The following is an 18,851-nucleotide window of genomic DNA, read 5'->3' as shown; positions in this document are numbered from 1 at the left end:
CCGCCTCCTCCGCGATCTCCCGAAGCGGCGAGAACGCCTCCGGCCGGACGATCTGGAGTCTCCATGGGTTTCGCGAGCTACGAAGAGGCGTGCGCGAAGGTGCGCGACCTGTGCGTCGAGCATCTCGGCGAACACATCGGCGCGCAGGTCGCGGCACTCGCGAAGCCCGCGTTCGGCCTGCGTCCCGTGAAGCCCGGCATCGAGCCCGCCGGACTGGGCCGCTGGGGCGGACCCGCCCTCCTCGACCCCGGAACGCCCTGGCCTGAATGCGAAGGCGTCCCGCTGAGCCTGTTCGCCGTCCTGGACGTCGACGCGCTCGGCCCCTGGCTGGCCGACGAGCGCCCGCCCACCGGCGACGTCCTGCTCAACATCTTCTACTGCGACCCGGACCGCGACCGTGGATACGTTTACGGAGAGCCCGACCTTCTCGACTACCACTCCCCGAGCTATTGCCGGGTCATCCCGGCCGACCCCGCCAAGGCGATCGCCATGGTCGCTCCCGCACCGGCGAGGATCCACCCGTCCGAGCCGTTCTACGCGGTGCCGGTCATCACGGTTCCCTCGGCGCGAGGCGTCACCTACGACCCGATCCTGGACATGCTGGACTACGGCGGCGAAACCGACGGCTCCCCGTACTACGAGTCGCTGCCCGGCTGGCTGATCGGCGACCGCCTGGGCGACGCGTGGCGCGACTTCTGCCACGAGGAGCAGGGCCTCTACAAGTACGACGACGTGTACTTCTCCCCGGACCAGGCGTTCGGCTGGCCCCACCTGGAGAACGGCTTCCCCCTGGAGAAGATGTCGGACGGCGAGCCGTACCGCCACATCATCACCATCGGCCACTACGACATGGGCGACGGCGGCTACCTCCACTTCGTCCTGCCCGCACAGGCCCTCCGCGACGGCGACTACACCCAGACGGTCGCCTTCATGGAAGGCTTCTGAATACACCAGGTAGCCCCATCAACCTCCTCCCGGCGTCCCGAATAGCATGATCGTCCGAACCGGCGTCCGGCTGCTCGCCGACGCCGGATGGAGAGATGGGACAGGGGACCGGTCGTGACCACCGCATTGATCATCGGGGACGTCCAGCAGGGCATCACCGGCAGCTATCCGTTCGCCAAGCAGGTCGTGCCGCCGCTCACCGATCTGCTGCCGCGCGCCCGCGAGGCCGGTGCGCTCGTCGTGTTCGTGCACTTCGGCTTCCGGGGCAACGGGACGGACCTGCCGCCGGACAACGCGCTGTTCAGGTCGTTCTTCGAGGCCGGGGACACCTTCCACGAGGGATCGGCCGGGACCGAGATCGATCTGCCGGTCGCCGCCGAAGACGTCGTCGTGATGAAGCGCCGCGCCAGCGCGTTCGCGGGCACTGACCTGGACCTCGTGCTCCGCGCCCGCGGCGTCGACACCGTCGTGGTCGCCGGAGTCGCGACCAGCGCGATGGTGGCCGCGACCTGCTACGACGCGGCGGACCGCGGCTACCACGTCGCCGTGCTGCGCGACGGCTGCGGCGACGGCGACCAGGCGGTCCACGACTTCTTCATGGACGCCGTCTTCCCCGGCCGCGGATTCAAGGTCACAACCTGCGCCGAATGGCCCGAGTAGGCGGCCGTCACGATCCGGACGGTCAGCCGCACGAGCACCCCGACGGACGGGGCCGGTGCCGTCGAAGGGGGTCACGGCTTGCCTGCGTCACTCGGAATCTCCTCGATCATGGCGATGAAGTCCGCTCGGGTGTTGTGGTGCGGGAACGGGGTGTCGGGCACGGGGGCGTCCAGGAACTCGCACAGGGGGCCCCAACCCTGGCGGACGTCGAGCACGAGCAGCCGGTCGGGAGCGATGGCGCGCCGCACTCTCGCGTTGTGCTCGGTGAAGACCTTGATCGCGTGGTCGCGGTCGTCGAAGCGTCCGCCGAACGTCGCCTCCCAGACCGACTCCTGAATCAGGGCGTGCAGGTCCCGGAACTCGTCAGGAGGAGCAGACCAGGACGGGGGGACGCGGAGGGTCGCGCGTGCGCTTTCGTACCACTTGTCAGGGGCGCGGACGGTCAGTATCACCTTGGCTTCGCTGAAATGTCCCGCGAGCTCCTGCCAGAAGCAGATCGTGGGCCAGTCGACAGCGGAGCGGTATCCGGCGAACAGTTCATCCCAGTCCACCGGACCGCCCGCAAGGGCGCGCCGCCAGAGCGCGATCCGCTCGTGGTCGCCGGGCAGGCTCAGCATGTGCTCGCAGGGCCCGAAGCCGAGCCGTTCCAGGGCCATCTTCAGTGACAGGGTGCCGGTGCGGCCGAAACCGGCGCCGATCACGTCCAACATGGATTCGCTCCTTCGTGGTGGCAGGGGCGCGGCTCACGTGTCCGGGCGGATGTGCTTTTCCAGTAGCCGGGTCGTGAGCCGGAGCGCGATGAAGCAGTCGAGGCGTCCCCAGCCGTCCACCGCGGCGGCCAGGGCTCCGCCCAGGCCCGACCCTCCGCCTGTGATGACCGCGATCTGTTCGTCCACCCAGGGCGTCCGCCGCGTGTCCTGGTTCAAAACAGCACGCCCAGGTTCTTGGCGAGGACGACCGACTGGTTCAGCATGATCCGGCGGTCACAGATCCGAAGGCCCTGGTCCGTGCGTCGGAACCGGTCGGAGCGGCTTCCGGCGTAGGTCTCGTCCTCGTCCTGAAGCCTGTTGCGACTCAGCAGGAACCGTGATGACACGGCGAACTCCCCGCTCCGTGGATCGGGGTCGCCGACCAGCACGTTGGCGACCAGGCGGACGGTCCGCGACGGCGGCTCCTCCGCCCATGCCGACCCCGTCCGCAGTTTCCGGACGCGTTCGAGGAGGAAGCGCTTGTCGTCGTCGAACAGGGCCAGGGCCGACTCCGGGTCCGGCAGTTCGTCGTCCCCGGCCGGGCGGTTGAGCCGGATCGGCATGTGGTAGCGCACGTCGTCGGTGAACAGGTCGAGCCACGCGTCGTACTCGTGCCGGTCGAGCAGGTCGGCCTCGTGGTACAGGAACTGCTCGATCTCGTGCTGGACGAGCAGCCGGTCGAGCGCGGTCTCCGGGAACAGGGCGGTCATGTCGTCACCGCCGGTGCGGGGCCCGTACCGGAGACCGCGCCGTCGGCCGCTCCGGGGAGTCCGTTCCGGCTCTCGGCCGGATGCGGCACGGCCATCAACTCGGACCACCTTTCGTAGAAGCAGCGCTGGTTGGCCTCGCTGAACAAGCCGTCGATGCTGCCGGGGAACTCGGGGAAGGACGTCCGGGGAGCGCGGCCGTGACCCATCCGGTAGTGCAGAGGCAGCCCCCGGGTGATGAAGCCGTCACCGTCGGCGGTGCTGTAGTGCCACTGTTCGCTGTCGTCCTGCTCCCAGGTGCCGGACGGCCCGAAGTGACGCCCGTAGTCCAGGAGCAGCGCGCGCCGGACGAAGGGAGGGGCGTCCGCGGGGACGATCGACCAGGAGTGGACCTCCAGCGCGTCCGGCCCCCTGGGATGCCAGACCCGCAGGCTCGACCGGATGGGGAGCAGGGAGAGGTTGGGGAAGACGTTGCCGTGGATGAGGACGGCGTCCCTGGCCCGGGCTCTGCCGAGGTGCCGTTCGGCGCGATCGGCCCGCGCGGCCATCCAGGCGCAGACGTCCTCGGGGAATCCGGCGGTGCGCCAATAGTCGAAGTCCTCGGAGCCGTCGAAGGCGCCGAGGCCGTGCCCACCCGACATCGCCACCTGGAACCCGGTGGTGGGCACCCTCAGCTCGTCGTCCCTGAGCGACGCCTCGGCGATGACGGCCGACAGGTGGGTGGACAGGACGTGGTACGAGTCGCCGGCGAACTGCTCGGCGGCCAGCTTCCAGTTGCCGCGCATCCGCCACCGGTGGACGCCGGGGAGGGCCACAGTCCCCTTCCCGTCCGGGTCGAGAACGATGTCGAGGTAGTAGGCCATGTCGCCGAGGTACTCGGGCAGAGGAGGGATCTCGGTGTCCCACGTTCCGAAGACCAGTCCCTTGAAGGTCTCCACCCGCGGCGCAGCGGCCAGGCCCCAGGCGGAGCGGTCGAGCCGGTCCCCGTAGGCGGCCTTCTCCTCCGGCACGGCGATCAGTGATCCGTCGATGCCGTAGGACCAGCCGTGGTAGGAGCAGGTGAACGCCCTGGCGTTTCCGGAGTCGTACCGGCAGACCCGCATGCCCCGGTGACGGCAGGAATTGAGCAACACCCGGTAACCGCCGTCGCGCTGCCGGGTGACGATGACCGGGTCGGCGCCCATGAAGGTGGTGAAGAAGTCACCAGGGCGTTCGAACTGGCTCTCGTGGGCCAGGAAGAGCCAGCTCCGGGCGAACACGCGCCCGAGTTCCCGCCGGTGGAGCACAGGGTCGGAGAAGATCGTCCGATCGACGAGGGTCCGTTCCCCGTCCACGAAGGCCCTGCCGTACCGCGGCTCCATGTGCTCCCCTCCCCGTGCCGGGCTGGGCGTGCGGTCGCGGCCGACCGGTTCCGGCCCGCCGCCGGAGACCGCCGCCTGGATCCGGTCACCAGGGTTGTCGGACGACATCGGCGTGACCTCCTCCTCCCGCGTTCGGCCGGTGACCAAGGGGTCGCGGCACGTTTGCTCACTTGCTTATACTACGGAGTGTGATGATTTCTTTGCGGTGTGTAGTCGGTTGCTTGGGGGTCTGATGGCCGGGCGATCAACGGACGAGCCGCAGCGCGAGCAGCCCGAGGCGGTACGGGTACTGCTCTCGCGCACCGCCGTCCGCCAGTTCACGGACCAGCCCGTCGGCGACGACCTCGTGGGGCCGATGAGCGAGGCGTTGGTGGCCGCGCCCTCGGCCTCGAACCGGCAGGCATGGGCCTTCGTCCTCGTTCGCGACCGACGCGTGGTCCGCCTAGTCCAGGCGTTCTCGCCGGGTGTCCTCGCGACGCCCCCGCTGATCGTCGTGGCCTGCTTCGACCGTTCCCGCGGCGTCGGCGACACCGGTGAGCGCTACGACGAATGTCTGCTGTGCGTGGCGATGGCCGTACAGAACCTCCTGCTCGCGGCCCACGCCCTCGGCCTGGGCGGCTGCCCCGTCGCCAGCTTCCGCGAGAGGCCGCTGCGGCGGGTGCTCGGCCTGCCCGCGCACATCGACCCGATCCTGCTCGTCTCCGTCGGACATCCCGTCCGGCTGAACCCGCATCCCGTCCGCCGCGATCCGAGTGAGGTGATCCACCATGACGTCTGGAGCGGCGGCGACGCCCCGCGAGCTCGGTGAGGAGCTCCTCCTGCTGGCCGCCTACCTGCTCAGCAGCGGCCGGGGCCTGTTCGACGAACCGCCCGCCTACGGTCCGCTCCGGTGCGCCGACGCGGCACGCCGCGTCCTCGGGCTCGTGGAACGGGCCGGAATCGAGCACCCGGAGATCCACGCCCTGCGCGCCGAGCTGGACGAGCTGTTCTTCGGTCCCATGGGCGACGGGAACATCCGCGAACTGCTCGACCTTCTGTGTGAGAGAACGGGAGCGCTGCTCCATGAGTCCGATGTCATCCAGACCTCCGGCGAATGAACCTCCGCGGCCGGCGATCCGCGTGGACGCCCGGCCGGTCACGTCCACCTGCCGGGAGCTGTACGAGCGTGGCGACCATGCCCTGATCGGGGTCAGCGCCGGAAACGGCTACTTCACCGCCCGCCGCCTGGCCGCCCTGCTGAGCTGGGCGTGCGAGCACTTCACCCGCGTCGACGTCGTCTACGCCGACCTGCATGTCGACACCATGTTCGTCGCGGAGGGGGCCACGCCGGTGAAGGCCCGGGCCCGGGCGAGGAAGAAGGTCAAGGACACCGTGCGCCGCATCGGGCGCGCGGTCGACGAGGTCGGCGCGCCGGGCTCCCGAATCCGGACGCGGGCCATCTCGGAGTGCGTGTGTCTGCCCGGATACCAGGCCGTCCAGCGGCGCATCCAGAAGCTGGCCGCGGAGGACGAGCGCGTCGGCCGGACCTGCGAGGAGCACGTGCGCTTCGTTCTGGGCGGGTGGGTCGAGGACGGACGTCCGCGGGACGAGACCGGAGCGCTGCGGCCCGAAGCCGAGGCGATGGTCCGGGCGGGCCTCGCCTACCTGCACGCCGAGCTGCCCTTCCTGCTCGACACGCCGGGCGTCTTCGACGTCCCCACGTCCGTGTGCTGCTACCACAAGTTCCTGCCGGTGGTGCGCGGCCTGTGGGGCTCCTCGGTGTTCAACGGCCAGGCGCAGGGCCATGTCGTGGTCCGTGCGCACGAGTGACGGCACGCAGAGGCCGGAGGGTGGTCACTCGGGATCTCCGCCCGGACGGCGGAGGCGGGCGAGGACGGCGCGGTCGCCGGTCGTGGTGAGGCCGAGCGCGGTGGCGGCAGTGACGTCGATCTGCCCGGTGAGCAGGCCGAGGACGGCTCGGGGCGGCCCGTCCAGGGTCAGGTCCGGGTCGTCCGCGCGGCCGACCCGGGCATGGACCTCGCCGCCGCCGACCTCGATGACGGCCTCCTCGCCGCCCGCGCGGAGCTGGACGGTCACCGGCGGAGCGTCGGGGGCGACGAGGAACCAGCTGGACGCGTAGGCCAGCCAGGACGCCTGGAAGGCGTCGCCGGGCCGCTCGTCGGCCATGAAGCGCAGACCCCACATCCCCAGCGCCTTCAACACCGGTTCCAGGGCCCGGCCGTCCTCGGTCAGGACGTAGAGGGCGGTCGCGACGGGCGGCGGCGCGTCCTCGCGGCCGACGAGCCCGGCGTCCTCAAGCTCCTTGAGCCGTCCGGACAGCAGGTTGGTGGCGATTCCGGGCAGGCCGCTCCTCAGGTCGGTGAACCGGCACGCCCCCCGCAGGAACAGCTCGCGGACGATCAGCAGCGTCCAGCGGTCGCCCAGGACGTCCAGGGCCCGGGCGATCGAGCAGTACTGGCCATAGGTCCGCATGCGGCCACTCTAACCAGCAGAGTTGACTTTCTAAAGCATCTGGTTGAGATTTTCCATCATCAGAATCCCCTCCCAAGGACGGGTCGCGATGACCTACGAAGAGACGGCCGTCGACCAGACGATCGACAGGCTGCTGACCGGGCACGACAGGGCGCCGGACGACCTCGACCAGTTCCACGTCGGCGGCGCCGACGCCGTCGATCTGCTGATCCCCGGCCTCGCGCTGGCCGACGGCGACCGCGTCCTGGACGTCGGCTCCGGATTCGGCGGTCCGGCACGTCGGATCGCGACCCGGACCGGGCACCACGTCGTCGGCATCGACCTCGCGTCCGCCTACGTCGACGCGGCCCGCGCCCTCACGGCGAAGGCCGGACTGAGCGACCTGGTCCACTTCCACCACGACGACATCGCGAGCTTCGACCCCGACGAACCCTTCCAGGCCGCCATCACGATGCACGTCCAGATGAACGTGGCCGACAAACCCGCCTGGTTCCGGCGCATCGCCGACCACCTCACCCCCGGCGCGCGCCTGGCGGTCTGGGAGGTCTGCCAACCCCACCGGGTGGACCTTCCCTGGCCCATGCCCTGGTCGCTGGACGGCACCGACAGCTTCCTCGCCACCCCCGGCGACCTGCACGCCGACATCGAGTCCGCCGGTTTCGCCACCGCCACCTGGACGAACGAGACGCCCTGGGCCCAGGACTGGATCGCCGAGACCTTCGCCGGTGGCCCACCCACCGGACCGTCCCTGCCGATGCTCCTGGACGACGGCTACACACGCGTCATCAACTTCGCCGCCGCCCTCACCGACGGCACCCTGGAGATCTGGCGCGGCCACTTCACCCGAGCAGCCTGAGGCGCTTACCCCTGGGCCGGGACGTCCTTGCGTGATCCGTATGCCGGTCCGAACACGACCAGCAGAGCCAGGTCCTCGGTCACGTCCACGAACCGGTGCTCCTCGCCCGCCGGGACGAAGATGACCGCCCCCGGCGCCACCTCCGCCGATCCGCCGGGCGTCACGATCGTCGCGCGCCCGGCCGTGACCACGTAGATCTCGTCCTCGGTGTGCGGGCTCTGGTCGTCGGTCCCGCCGACGGGGATGCAGTACGTCCCGACCGAGAGGTCCGGCGTCCTGAGCTGCTCGACCCAGTCGTTGGCCGCACCCGCGGCCATCTTCCAGGCCCCCGCACCCTCAACGATCCGCATCCCCGAACCTTAACCAACCACCCCGGGCCCTCGGCAGCGGTGGGCACATCCGTCATGCCTCTTCTGTTGCGTCACACACCGCTCGCACCGGTTTCGGCCGAGGTCGGCCGTAGGGTGGAGCGCGTGAGCGACGACGACACCCGATCCCTGCGCGTGATGGTGGTGGACGACCACCCGATGTGGCGCGACGCCGTGGCCCGCGACCTCGCCGAGGCCGGGCACGAGGTGGTCGCCACGGCCGGGGACGGACGGACCGCGCTGCGCGTCGCGGCCGCCGCCCGTCCGGAGGTCGCCGTGGTCGACCTCCAGCTGCCCGACATCAGCGGTGTCGAGGTGACGCGCGGCCTGGTCGCCGCCGACCCGCCCGTCCGGGTCCTGGTGCTGTCGGCGAGCGGAGAGCAGCAGGACGTCCTGGAGGCGGTGAAGGCGGGCGCCACCGGCTACCTGCTGAAGTCCGCCGCCCGCGAGGAGTTCCTCGCCGCCGTCCGGACGGCCGGGGACGGCGAGGCGGTGTTCACCCCGGGCCTGGCGGGCCTGGTCCTCGGCGAGTACCGGCGCCTGGCCGCCGCGCCCGCCCGTCCGGACGAGGACGACAGCACCCCGCGCCTCACCGAGCGCGAGACCGAGGTGCTGCGCCTGGTCGCCAAGGGCCTCACCTACAAGCAGATCGCCGCGCGGCTCGTCCTGTCCCACCGGACGGTCCAGAACCACGTGCAGAACACCCTCGGGAAGCTCCAGCTGCACAACCGGGTCGAACTCGTCCGCTACGCGATAGAGAAGGGCCTGGACCGCGAATCGTGAGCGCCCCCGGTCGTCGCCCCAGCTAGTCCGCCTGCCGCACCACCCCGACGGAGCCTCACCCGCCGCCTCGGAGTCCCCGGCCGGTGAGTCCCGGAAGATCCGGACACGTTATGGTCTAGACCAATCGAAAGCCCCGGTCGCGGCCCGTCCGCACACTAGGCTGAGGGCGTCGAGACCAGCGGAAAGTCCTGTCGGAAGGTGAGGGAATGCGCGTCGGAGTGCTGACCGGAGGCGGGGACTGCCCCGGCCTGAACGCCGTGATCCGCGCCGTGGTGCGCAAGGGCGTCAAGGAGTTCGGCTACGAGTTCGTCGGCTTCCGGGCCGGCTGGCGCGGCCCGCTCGAGGGCGACAGCATGGCCCTCGACGTCGAGGCGGTCCGCGGCATCCTGCCGCGCGGCGGCACGATCCTCGGCTCCTCCCGGACCAACCCGATCAAGGTCGAGGGCGGGATCGAGCGGATCAAGGACAACCTGGCCGGGCTCGGCGTGGACGCGCTGATCGCGATCGGCGGCGAGGACACCCTCGGCGTCGCGAGCGCGCTGTACACCCACGGGGTGAACGTCGTCGGCGTCCCGAAGACGATCGACAACGACCTGAACGCCACCGACTACACCTTCGGGTTCGACACCGCGGTGAACATCGCGATGGAGGCCATCGACCGGCTGCACACCACCGCCGAGAGCCACCACCGCGCGCTGATCTGCGAGGTCATGGGACGGCACGCGGGCTGGATCGCGCTGCACGCGGGCATGGCGGCGGGCGCGAACGTGATCCTCATCCCGGAGAAGCCGTTCGACATCGACGAGGTCGTCGCCTGGGTCGAGTCCCGGTTCAAGACCCGGTACGCGCCGATCATCGTCGTCTCCGAGGGCGCGCACCCCAAGGAGGGCCAGATGGAGCTGCAGACCGGCGAGAAGGACGCCTTCGGGCACGTCCGGCTCGGCGGCATCGGCCAGGCCCTCGCGAGCGAGATCGAGAAGCGCACCGGCAAGGAGGCCCGCGCCACCGTGCTCGGGCACATCCAGCGCGGCGGCACCCCGACGGCGTTCGACCGGGTCCTGGCCACCCGGTTCGGCCTTCAGGCCATCGACGCCGTCCGGGACGGCGACTTCGGCAAGATGGTCGCGCTCCACGGCACCGACATCGTGCGGGTCGGCCTGGACGAGGCGACCGCGGAGCTGAAGACCGTCCCGCTGGAGCGGTACTCCGAGGCCGAGGTCTTCTTCGGCTGATCGAGACCCTCGGACGGCCCTGATCGTCCACGACGCCCCGGAGCCCGCGCGGCCCGGGGCGTCGCCGCGTCCACAGGGGCCGCGGGGGCGCCGGGGAAGAGAATGAACGGTCGCGGCGTTGGCGTTCGTGGGCCACACTAGAAGTTCGCCCCTTTCCTTATGTCGTCCCAGGAGGAAGCCGCATGTCCACGCTCGAGGCGCCGTCCGTCGCCGTCCGGGAGCAGTCGCCGGTCGACGGTGAACCGTGCGCGCTGCTGAAGCTGGGCGAGGTCGTCCTCAAGGGCAAGAACCGGGAGCTGTTCGAGAAGCGGCTCGCCGACAACGTCCGGACGGCCGTCCGCCCGATCGCGAAGGTGGACGTGATCCGCCGCCACGGCGTGTTCATCGTCCGCACCAAGGACGCCCACGTCGAGCTGGTGGACCGGCTGGTCCAGCGGATCTCCGACGTCATGGGCATCGTCTGGGTGCACCGCGCCTGGCGGGTCGGCAAGGACGTGGAGAGCGTCGAGCGCGCCGCGCTGGAGCTGATGGCCGGGCGCGAGGGCAGCTTCGCGGTGCGGTCCAAGCGCCGCGACAAGCGCTTCCCGCTGACCTCCACCGAGCTGGACCGGCAGGTCGGCGGCAAGATCAACGACGTCTACGGCAACCCGGTCAAGCTGAAGAACCCCGACATCACGGTCTCGATCGAGATCGACCGGGACGAGGCGTTCGTGTTCTCCGGCGGCGTCCCCGGCGCGGGCGGCCTGCCGGTCGGGATGAGCGGGCGCGCCCTGGTGCTGATGTCCGGCGGCATCGACTCGCCCGTCGCCGCGTACCGGATGATGCGGCGCGGCCTGCGGGTCGACTACCTGCACTTCTCCGGCATGCCGTTCACCGGCCCGGAGTCGATCTACAAGGCGTACGCGCTGGTCCGCGAGCTGGACAAGTACCAGGGCGGGTCCCGCCTGTTCGTGGTGCCGTTCGGCAAGGCCCAGCAGCAGATCAAGTCCTCCGGCGCCGACCGCCTCGCCGTGATCGCCCAGCGCCGCCTGATGCTGCGGACCGGCGAGCTGCTCGCGCACAGGATGCGCGGCGCGGCGCTGATCACCGGGGACGCGCTGGGCCAGGTCTCCAGCCAGACCCTCGCCAACATCACCGCCCTGGACGACGCGGTCGAGATGCCGATCCTGCGTCCGCTGGTCGGCATGGACAAGAGCGAGATCATGGACCAGGCCCGGAAGATCCGGACGCTGTCGATCTCCGAGCTCCCGGACGAGGACTGCTGCACCATGCTGGCCCCGCGCCGCGCCGAGACCCGCGCCAAGATCGACGATCTCCGCCAGATCGAGAAGCGGCTCGACGTGGAGGAGCTCGCCGAGCAGCTCGTCGACAGCATCCAGGAGCACCGCCCGGTCTACGGCGACTCCTGACCCCGCGACGCGCCACGCCACGGCCCGTCCCTCCGGCCAGACCGGAGGGGCGGGCCGTTCACGTTGGGGCTGGTTCGCGTCCGGGCTAGAGGGTGTCGAGATCGGTGGGACGGGGCGGCTCCGGCCCGTCGGGGCCCATGAGGGTGATCCGCTCGATCCGGACGATCCGGAACCGCCGGCCGGCGACCTCGACGCCGTTGCGGCGGGTGCCGTCGTCCAGCAGGTCGGCCGCGGCGGCGTAGGCCGCGCGCTCGTCCTCGGCGGGGTTCTCGACGGCCGGAACGACGTGCCGGAAGTACAGGGCGAGCGAGTCGCGGGCGGCGCGCGGGCCGTCGTGCAGCCGCCCCGTCGGACGCCACGCCCCCGCCACCCGCTCGGCCACCGCGAACGACGGGTACATCGGGAGCGGTGTGAGGAAGGCCTCGGACGCGGGCTCGACCCCCGCGTGGGCCGCCGCGTCCAGCAGCTGGCAGAGCAGCTCGGACGCGGCCATGTCGGGCGGCAGCCGCCCGTCGTCCAGCAGCTCGTAGGGGCGCGGGACCACCCGCCGCGTGGACGGCCGGGGGTCGAGATCGCTCGGCCGCGGCGGCTCCGGCCCGTCCGGCCCGGAGCGGACGAGCTGCTCGATCCGGACGATCCGGAACGTCCGCCCGGCGGCCCGGACCTCGTCCCGCGCGCCGACCCGCAGTTCCCGCGCGGCGGCGAGCAGGTCCCGCGCGTCCGGGCCGCCCGCGAGGGCCGCGCGGTCCCCGAGGTGGTCGGCGAGTAGCTCGCGCGCCCCCTCGGGGACCGGATCACACGGCGTCACCACCTGCCAGCCGCGTTCCACCCGCTCGGCGGCGGTGAACAGAGCGCCCACCACGCGCAGCTCGGGATAGGCGGTGATGGCCCGGCAGGCGTCCGCCAGCATCACGGCGGCCACCGGATCGACGCGGTCGAGGTCCTCGGGGAACAACCGGCCCCCGGCGTCCCCATCGCCCGTAGTCATGCCGGTCATCATCCTCGCGGACACCGGCCGTGGCGAGTGGTTCAGACCATTTCGTGCTGCGGGATGCCCCGAATAGTGGCGTCTGGGTTACCGCGTCCGAAGTGTCGCCCCACGTCAGCGCCCCTTCCGCCGCCCGATCCGCGCGGACGGGACGACCAGGATGATCAGGCTCGCCGCGAGAAAGGCAAGTCCGGAGAAGGCGACCGGCCCGAGGTGCTCGCCGAGCACGGCCACCCCGAGGACCGACGCCACCGCCGGTTCGGCGAGCGTGAGGGTGGTCGCGGTCGTGGCCGGGGTGGTGCGCAGCCCGCGCGCGAACAGCAGGTAGGCCCCGCCCGTCGCGATCAGGCCCAGGTAGAGCGCGACGGCCGGCCCGGTTCCGGTGATCAGCCAGCCGGGCGAGTCCAGCAGCAGCACGGGCAGTGACACCAGCCCGGACAGGCCGAACAGCGACGCCACCACGCAGCGGTCACGCTCGCCGCGCGTGATCAGCACCGACGACAGCGTCGCGTAGGCCGCGTACGCGAACCCGGAGAGCAGCGCGAGGCCGATGCCGACCGGCTCGACGCCCGCGCCGCGTCCGCCCAGGACCAGGGCGGCGCAGCCCACGACGGCCCCGGCGGTCGCCAGCAGCCAGCGGGCGTCCGGGCGCGAACGCCCGCTGAGCGCCCCGATCAGCCCGGTGAACGCGGGGGAGCTGCCGATGGTGACGACGGTCGCGACGGCGACGCCGGTCCGTCCGGCGGCGACGAAGAACACGGTCTGGTAGACGATCATCGCCGCCGCGCCCGCGCCCAGCATCGGCAGGGCGCGCGGCGCGCGGAGCAGGCGCAGCAGGTCGCCGCGCGCGGTGGCGAGGACGATCCCGGCGAGCATCAGCCCGCCGAGGACCATCCGCAGCGCGGCGACCGACACGCTGGACGTCCCGTCCGGGGCGAAGGTGCGGACGGTTCCGGTGGTGCCCCAGAAGGAGGCGGCCAGCAGCACGTCGGCGGCCCCGCCCCTGTGGGGACGGGTCGCGGGCGTGGCGGAAGGGCGCGTCAGAGCAGGACGCAGGGACATGGAGAGAACGCTCCCGGTCTCGAAAACGGAGGATGGCATCCGTGTTCGGGGCGCGAGAGAACGCGGGCGGGCGCCGATCGACGCCAGGCCCGGTCGTCAGGTCTCGGGAAAGAGGTGCCGCGCCCCGGTCAGGAGCGTGGCGGTCCGCAGTTGGGGGTCCAGTACTCCACGTCCGCAGGATAGCGCGCCGATCGGGCGCGATCGTCCGGCGGCCGGGCGGTGGCCCCGACTCTCAGGCGAGGACGGTGAACCGGGTGCTCAGGCGAGGACGGCGTCCGGCTCGGCGCCCGTCTCGGACCCGGGCGCGACGGCGAGGGTCCGGCCGACCAGGGGCGGCAGCTCCCGGACGACGCGGGCCAGGTCGCGCAGGTCGCCGTCCACGAGGGCCTGCGGGCCGTCGCAGAGGGCGGTTTCGGGGTGGGGGTGGACGTCGATGATGACGCCGTCGGCTCCGACGGCGATGGCGGCGCGGGTGAGGGGGAGGACCAGGTCGCGGTGGCCGCCGGAGTGGGAGGGGTCGACGATCACCGGCAGGTGCCCGAGGCGTTGCGCGACGGGGACGGCGGAGATGTCGAGGGTGTTGCGGGTGGCCTTCTCGAAGGTGCGGATGCCGCGTTCGCACAGGACGATGTCGAGGTTGCCGCGTTGTGCGACGTATTCGGCGGCCATCAGCCACTCTTCGATGGTGCCGTTCATGCCGCGTTTGAGCATGACGGGCTTGCCCGCCTCACCGGCGGCTTGGAGCAGGGCGAAGTTCTGGGCGTTGCGGGTGCCGATCTGGAGCATGTCGGCGTAGGAGGCGACCAGTTCGACGTCGGCGGCGTCGACGACTTCGGTGACGACGGGCATGCGGGTTTCGGCGCGGACATCGGCCAGGATCCGCAGCCCGGCCTCCCCGAGCCCCTGGAAGGCGTAAGGCGAGGTGCGGGGCTTGAACGCGCCTCCGCGTAGGAGGGTGGCGCCTGCGGCTTGGGCCATCTGGGCGGCGGCGAGGGTCTGTTCGGGGGTCTCGACGGCGCAGGGTCCGGCGATGAGGGTCATGGTCCCCGGACCGATCGGGACGCCGCCGACCCGCACGACCGACCGCTCCTGGTGGTTCTCACGGCTGATCAACTTGTACGGCGCCGAGATCCGGACGACGTCGCTCACCCCGCGCAGCGACCGCAGGTTGAGGGTGCCGAACTGCTGGACGTCCCCGACCAGCCCGATAATCGTGCGTTCGACGCCCCGGCTGACGAAGGCGTCGCCGCCCGCCGTCTCGACCAGTGAGACGACGGCCTTGATATCCGCCGCGTCGGCTTCGGGGGCCATGACGATGACCATGCTGCTGCCTCTCGTGGATGCGCGGGATCGGGCGGATCCCGCGACGGTGGGTCCCGGAAAAACGACGAAGCCCCGGGCCTTGTGTCCAGGCCCGGGGCTTCGGTCGTTCGAGGTCTGTCAGCGCAACGTCTGGCAGACCAGCCGCCCGGGCTGGTCGAACCAAAAGAAATAGATGACGTTGCGCACGTGCCCACAGTAGCTCATCAGGGCGGGTGCCCGAGGCGAGGGCCCCGAATATGGCTCAGCTCACGCCGGATGGCAGGATGGCCGCGTCATGTCGCCACCCGAGACACCGTTCGAGCAGACCCCCGAGCCGAGCCCCGGCGCGAGCGCCGCCTCCGGCCCCGGGGCCGATGCCGTGCCGCAGGGCGGGGAGGACGCCGGCAGGGCCGCGCTGCCCCCGGGCCAGTACGTCCCGCGCGGCTGGCCTGTCCTGCACTACGGGCCCGTCCCGAAGTTCCGTCCCAAGGAGTGGGATTTCCGCGTCTTCGGCACGACCTCCGACGGCGGCCAGTACCGCTGGACGTGGGACGAGTTCGACGGCTTCCCGCGTGACTCCGTCGTCGCCGACTTCCACTGCGTCACCAAGTTCACCATCCCGGACAACCGCTGGGAGGGCGTCCCGGGGGCGGCGATCGTCGAGCTGGCCCCGCCCGACCCGGCCGTCACGCACGTGATGGTGTGGGCCGAGTACGGCTACAGCGCCAACATCCGCATGACCGACTTCCTCGCCGACGGGACGATGTTCGCCACCCACCGCGACGGCGAGCGCCTGCCCCTCGACCACGGCTACCCGATCCGGCTGGTCGTCCCGCACCTGTACGCGTGGAAGAGCGTCAAGTGGGTCCGGGCCATCGAGTACATGGTCAAGGACCGGCGCGGCTTCTGGGAGGAGCGCGGTTACCACAACGTCGCCGACCCCTGGCGCGAGCAGCGCTACTCCTACCAGGAGGACGAGGACGACTCCCCGCCCCTCTGAGCTGCGGTAACGAGCCCCTCCGGGCTCGCGGGACGCGGGATTTGGGCGGGCTTGGCCGGACCTGGTCCGGGGCTGTGGGCGGAACCGGTCACGTCCCGGAGGCCGGGGGGTTACGTTAGGTCGTCATGGACGCACCGTCCGTGCTCGATCTCGTGTGCATCGGCTTCATGACCGCTCTGGCGGCGGGCGCCGTCGCCGTCGCCGTCTGCCGGATGCACCGCACGAAGCAGCGCGGCTTCGCCGACCCGGCCGACGAGGCGACGTTCTCGACCCTCCACACGATCTCGCGCGCGTCGCCCGCCCTGCGCGCCGGGCTGACCCCGGACTCGGCCCGCAAGGCCGCCCGGCACCTGCGCGCGCTGCTCGGCGCGGACGCGATCGCGCTGGTCGCCGCCCCGCCGGGGACGGTCGCGCCGTCCGGGGCGTCCGCCGCGTCCGGACGGGTCGCGACGCTGCTCGGCGTCGGCGCGGACGACGAGTCCGACGAGGCCGATCCGCTCGCCCAGGCCGCCCTGCTGGCCTGGGACGGCCTCGGGTCCGACGACCACGCCGACGACGCGACCCAGCACGCCCGTCCCGTGCTCGCCACCGGACGTCCGCGCGTGGTCGGCACGGACCCGCTGGCCACGTGCGGCGACCCGTCCTGCCCGATCCGCGTCGCGGTCGTCGCGCCGCTCGCGATCGACCGGCATGTGGTGGGGGCGCTGGTCGCGTACGGCCCGGAGCCGTCCGCGACGCGCGTGCGCGCGGTGGGCGAGGTCGCTCGCTGGGTGGCCGGGCAACTCGAACTCGCCGAACTGGACTCGTCCCGCGCGCGCTTGGCCGAAGCCGAGATGCGGGCGCTACGCGCGCAGATCTCCCCGCACTTCGTCTACAACTCGCTGACCACGATCGCCTCGTTCGTCCGGACGGACCCCGTGCGCGCGCGTGAGCTGCTGCTCGACTTCGCCGACTTCGCGCGCTACTCGTTCCGCAACCCGCGCGACTTCACGACGCTCGCGGACGAGCTGCGCTCCATCGACCGCTACCTGCTGCTCGAACGCGCCCGGTTCGGCGACCGGCTCCAGTTCAGCGTCGAGGTCGCGCCGGAGGTGCTGTCGGTGGCGGTGCCGTTCCTGTCGCTGCAGCCGCTCGTCGAGAACGCGATCAGGCACGGCATGCAGGGCAGGACGCGCGACGAGTTCCGGATCCGCATCGTCGCGCGCGACAACGGCGTGGAAGCCGCGATCAGCGTCGAGGACGACGGCGTCGGCATCGACCCGGCGCGGCTCGGCGAGATCCTGTCGCCCAGCCCCGGCGCCCGCGACCGCGCCGGCGGTCGCCCCGGTGGCGCCGGCCAGGGCGGACGGGGAGGCGGCGCGGGCATCGGCCTCGCCAACGTGGACGAACGCATGCGGCAGGTCTACGGGGACGAGTACGGGCTGACCGTGGAGACCGCGCTCGGCGCCGGGACGAAGGTGAACCTGCGGGTGCCGAAGTACCGTCCGGCGGCGTTCCCGACCTGACGCGTCCCGGGTTACCTGGTGAAACCGATTGCGGACGGACGGTGATGACGGGCAAGGTCGTCTCATGCTGCGCGTCCTGGCCGTCGACGACGAGGTGCCCGCCCTGGAGGAACTGTCCTACCTGCTGCGGGAGGACCCGAGAGTGGAGTGGGTCGGGGGCGCGGGCGACGCCGCGTCCGCCCTGCGCGACCTGTCCCGGATGCTGACCGCGGGGGAGCGGCTCGACGCCGTCTTCCTCGACATCCGCATGCCCGGACTGGACGGGCTGGACTTCACCCGCCTGCTCGCCGGGTTCGCCGAGCCGCCCGCCGTGGTGTTCGTGACCGCGCACGACGACTGCGCGGTCGCGGCCTACGAACTCGGCGCGCTCGACTACCTGCTCAAGCCCGTCCGCCGGGAACGGCTCGCCGAGGCCGTCCGGCGCGTGGTCGAGGCGGTCGACCGGGCCGCCCGGGCGGGCGACCCCGGCGGCGTCCCCGGCGGGCCGCCCGCCGCGGACGACGACGAGATGATCCCCGTCGAGCTCGGCGGGCGTACCCGCCTGGTGTCCCGCCGCTCGGTCACCCACGTCGAGGCGCAGGGCGACTACGTGCGGCTGCACACCGCCGAGGGCAGCTACCTGGTCCGGATGCCGCTCGCCTCCCTCGCCCGCCGCTGGGAGGACTCCGGCTTCATCCGCATCCACCGCAGCACGCTCGTCGCCTCCCAGCACATCACCGAGCTGCGCTTCGACGCCGGACGCGTCGCCGTGCAGATCGGTGACGAGCTGCTGCCGGTGAGCCGCCGCCACACCCGCGCCGTCCGCGACCTGCTCGTCCGCAGCTTCCGGAACAGCGACCAGCCGGACGCCCCCTTCACGCACACCGACACCGATGACTGACCCCCGACCGCCCGCCGCGTCCGGCGCCGACCGCGCTTCTGGCGCGTACGGCAGCGGGCCGTCCGGAGAGACGCCGCACGCCGCGCCCGGGGATGTCGCGTCCGGGGACGCGCGGAAGCTCGATCCGCTCGGCGGGACGCGTCCGCGGCGCGTCGTGGTCGCCAGCCCGCGGACCCGGGTCGCCCGGTCCGTCCCGCCGCCGGACGAGGACGAGCCCTACGCGGGCCCCTACTCCGGGACCGGCTGGAACATCGCCACCGACCTGGACGAGCAGACCGAGCTCGGCGCGGTGTTCGCGCGGACGCTGATCCGCGCCCAGTTCCGCACCGCGCTGGGCACCGGCGCCCTGGTCCTCGGCGTCATCGCCCTGCTGCCGCTGCTCGCGTTCGTCCCCGGCGGGACGCACGCCGGACCCATCGGGCTGCCCTTCCCCTGGCTGGTCCTCGCCGCCGGGATCCAGCCGCTGTGGATCTTCGCCGCGCGCCGCCAGGCCCGGCTCGCCGAGTCCGCCGAGCGCGACTTCGCCCGCCTGGTCGGCCGTCCGTGACCCGCCCCGTCCACCCGGCGGGACG

General features: G+C 71.9%; 22 protein-coding genes. 13 read left to right on the top strand and 9 right to left on the bottom strand.

The annotated features are described in order from the left end of the window. Positions 1 to 63: 63 nt before the first annotated feature. Together P696_RS0106405 and P696_RS0106400 are read left to right on the top strand one after the other, a co-directional pair. Positions 64 to 945 carry a DUF1963 domain-containing protein gene (locus P696_RS0106405; RefSeq protein WP_026411677.1) on the top strand — a complete coding sequence of 294 codons (882 nt, stop codon included), beginning with the start codon at positions 64 to 66 and terminating at the stop codon, positions 943 to 945. A 114-nt stretch (positions 946 to 1,059) separates the two neighbouring features. Next, positions 1,060 to 1,605, top strand: coding sequence for a cysteine hydrolase family protein (locus P696_RS0106400; RefSeq protein WP_026411676.1), 546 nt, complete (start codon positions 1,060 to 1,062; stop codon positions 1,603 to 1,605). Positions 1,606 to 1,676: 71 nt separating this feature from the next. Here the strand turns inward: P696_RS0106400 and P696_RS43675 are convergent, their stop codons facing one another. Genes P696_RS43675 through P696_RS43670 form a run of 4 tightly spaced genes read right to left on the bottom strand, consistent with a single transcriptional unit; the run spans position 1,677 to position 4,530 of the window. Continuing rightward, entirely contained in the window at positions 1,677 to 2,315 is a 639-nt protein-coding gene (locus P696_RS43675) for a sulfotransferase family protein (protein WP_034483352.1), read from the bottom strand. Positions 2,316 to 2,348: 33 nt separating this feature from the next. Further along, the gene (locus P696_RS0106390) at positions 2,349 to 2,501 is read right to left on the bottom strand and encodes a hypothetical protein (RefSeq protein WP_157429540.1); all 153 of its coding nucleotides are present in this window, start codon (positions 2,499 to 2,501) and stop codon (positions 2,349 to 2,351) included. 26 nt (positions 2,502 to 2,527) lie between these two features. Continuing rightward, the gene (locus P696_RS0106385) at positions 2,528 to 3,064 is read right to left on the bottom strand and encodes an aromatic-ring-hydroxylating dioxygenase subunit beta (RefSeq protein WP_034483351.1); all 537 of its coding nucleotides are present in this window, start codon (positions 3,062 to 3,064) and stop codon (positions 2,528 to 2,530) included. Beyond that, positions 3,061 to 4,530, bottom strand: a complete 1,470-nt coding sequence (locus tag P696_RS43670; protein ID WP_051466958.1) for an aromatic ring-hydroxylating oxygenase subunit alpha — start codon at positions 4,528 to 4,530, stop codon at positions 3,061 to 3,063. The genes P696_RS0106385 and P696_RS43670 overlap by 4 nt, the downstream gene beginning before the upstream one ends. A gap of 124 nt (positions 4,531 to 4,654) precedes the next feature. On the opposite strand from P696_RS43670, the gene P696_RS0106375 reads away from it, so the two are divergent. From P696_RS0106375 to P696_RS0106365, 3 genes are read left to right on the top strand one after another with little or no spacing between them, the layout of a single operon-like run. Next, positions 4,655 to 5,230 carry a nitroreductase family protein gene (locus tag P696_RS0106375; RefSeq protein WP_026411673.1) on the top strand — a complete coding sequence of 192 codons (576 nt, stop codon included), beginning with the start codon at positions 4,655 to 4,657 and terminating at the stop codon, positions 5,228 to 5,230. Next, on the top strand, positions 5,190 to 5,519 hold the full coding sequence (locus P696_RS0106370; protein WP_026411672.1) for a DUF6092 family protein: 330 nt from the start codon (positions 5,190 to 5,192) through the stop codon (positions 5,517 to 5,519). The genes P696_RS0106375 and P696_RS0106370 overlap by 41 nt, the downstream gene beginning before the upstream one ends. 22 nt (positions 5,520 to 5,541) lie before the next feature. Further along, positions 5,542 to 6,231 carry a tRNA-dependent cyclodipeptide synthase gene (locus P696_RS0106365; protein ID WP_245627532.1) on the top strand — a complete coding sequence of 230 codons (690 nt, stop codon included), beginning with the start codon at positions 5,542 to 5,544 and terminating at the stop codon, positions 6,229 to 6,231. A gap of 24 nt (positions 6,232 to 6,255) precedes the next feature. On the opposite strand, the gene P696_RS0106360 is transcribed toward P696_RS0106365, so the two are convergent. Then, entirely contained in the window at positions 6,256 to 6,894 is a 639-nt protein-coding gene (locus P696_RS0106360; protein ID WP_026411670.1) for a winged helix-turn-helix transcriptional regulator, read from the bottom strand. An 88-nt stretch (positions 6,895 to 6,982) separates the two neighbouring features. Here P696_RS0106360 and P696_RS0106355 point away from each other — a divergent pair, with 88 nt between their 5' ends. Next, positions 6,983 to 7,750 carry an SAM-dependent methyltransferase gene (locus P696_RS0106355; protein ID WP_026411669.1) on the top strand — a complete coding sequence of 256 codons (768 nt, stop codon included), beginning with the start codon at positions 6,983 to 6,985 and terminating at the stop codon, positions 7,748 to 7,750. Positions 7,751 to 7,755: 5 nt separating this feature from the next. Here P696_RS0106355 and P696_RS0106350 read toward each other — a convergent pair whose 3' ends face one another. After that, positions 7,756 to 8,100 (bottom strand): cupin domain-containing protein, encoded by a 345-nt coding sequence (locus P696_RS0106350; protein ID WP_026411668.1) that lies wholly within the window; start codon positions 8,098 to 8,100, stop codon positions 7,756 to 7,758. A 156-nt stretch (positions 8,101 to 8,256) separates the two neighbouring features. Here P696_RS0106350 and P696_RS0106345 point away from each other — a divergent pair, with 156 nt between their 5' ends. From P696_RS0106345 to thiI, 3 genes are all read left to right on the top strand, one after another. After that, positions 8,257 to 8,901, top strand: coding sequence for a response regulator (locus P696_RS0106345; protein ID WP_211245666.1), 645 nt, complete (start codon positions 8,257 to 8,259; stop codon positions 8,899 to 8,901). A gap of 206 nt (positions 8,902 to 9,107) precedes the next feature. After that, complete coding sequence (locus P696_RS0106340) at positions 9,108 to 10,133, top strand: 6-phosphofructokinase (protein ID WP_026411666.1); 1,026 nt, start codon at positions 9,108 to 9,110, stop codon at positions 10,131 to 10,133. 182 nt (positions 10,134 to 10,315) lie between these two features. Continuing rightward, positions 10,316 to 11,542 carry a tRNA uracil 4-sulfurtransferase ThiI gene (gene thiI / locus P696_RS0106335; protein ID WP_026411665.1) on the top strand — a complete coding sequence of 409 codons (1,227 nt, stop codon included), beginning with the start codon at positions 10,316 to 10,318 and terminating at the stop codon, positions 11,540 to 11,542. Positions 11,543 to 11,627: 85 nt separating this feature from the next. Here thiI and P696_RS0106330 read toward each other — a convergent pair whose 3' ends face one another. The 3 genes from P696_RS0106330 to aroF all read right to left on the bottom strand — a co-directional run bounded on the left by P696_RS0106330 (position 11,628) and on the right by aroF (position 14,915). Beyond that, positions 11,628 to 12,530, bottom strand: a complete 903-nt coding sequence (locus P696_RS0106330) for a DUF5954 family protein (RefSeq protein ID WP_157429539.1) — start codon at positions 12,528 to 12,530, stop codon at positions 11,628 to 11,630. A 114-nt stretch (positions 12,531 to 12,644) separates the two neighbouring features. After that, positions 12,645 to 13,592, bottom strand: a complete 948-nt coding sequence (locus tag P696_RS0106325) for a DMT family transporter (protein WP_026411663.1) — start codon at positions 13,590 to 13,592, stop codon at positions 12,645 to 12,647. Between the two features lie 258 nt (positions 13,593 to 13,850). Next, a complete protein-coding gene (gene aroF / locus P696_RS0106320; protein WP_026411662.1) occupies positions 13,851 to 14,915 on the bottom strand; it encodes a 3-deoxy-7-phosphoheptulonate synthase in 1,065 nt (354 codons plus the stop codon). A 274-nt stretch (positions 14,916 to 15,189) separates the two neighbouring features. On the opposite strand from aroF, the gene P696_RS0106315 reads away from it, so the two are divergent. From P696_RS0106315 to P696_RS52100, 4 genes are all read left to right on the top strand, one after another. Further along, complete coding sequence (locus P696_RS0106315; RefSeq protein WP_084336876.1) at positions 15,190 to 15,894, top strand: sulfite oxidase-like oxidoreductase; 705 nt, start codon at positions 15,190 to 15,192, stop codon at positions 15,892 to 15,894. 125 nt (positions 15,895 to 16,019) lie between these two features. Beyond that, positions 16,020 to 17,399, top strand: coding sequence for a histidine kinase (locus P696_RS0106310; protein WP_157429538.1), 1,380 nt, complete (start codon positions 16,020 to 16,022; stop codon positions 17,397 to 17,399). A gap of 64 nt (positions 17,400 to 17,463) precedes the next feature. Further along, entirely contained in the window at positions 17,464 to 18,279 is an 816-nt protein-coding gene (locus P696_RS43665) for a LytR/AlgR family response regulator transcription factor (protein WP_051466956.1), read from the top strand. Beyond that, on the top strand, positions 18,272 to 18,826 hold the full coding sequence (locus tag P696_RS52100; RefSeq protein ID WP_051466955.1) for a hypothetical protein: 555 nt from the start codon (positions 18,272 to 18,274) through the stop codon (positions 18,824 to 18,826). Before P696_RS43665 ends, P696_RS52100 begins: the two co-directional genes overlap by 8 nt. Positions 18,827 to 18,851: the final 25 nt, after the last annotated feature.

The sequence above is a fragment of the Actinomadura oligospora ATCC 43269 genome (assembly GCF_000518265.1).
GTDB classification, from domain to species: domain Bacteria; phylum Actinomycetota; class Actinomycetes; order Streptosporangiales; family Streptosporangiaceae; genus Spirillospora; species Spirillospora oligospora.
The sequence above is the reverse complement of the archived record's forward strand: the minus strand, read 5'-3'. Positions and strand labels throughout refer to the sequence as shown.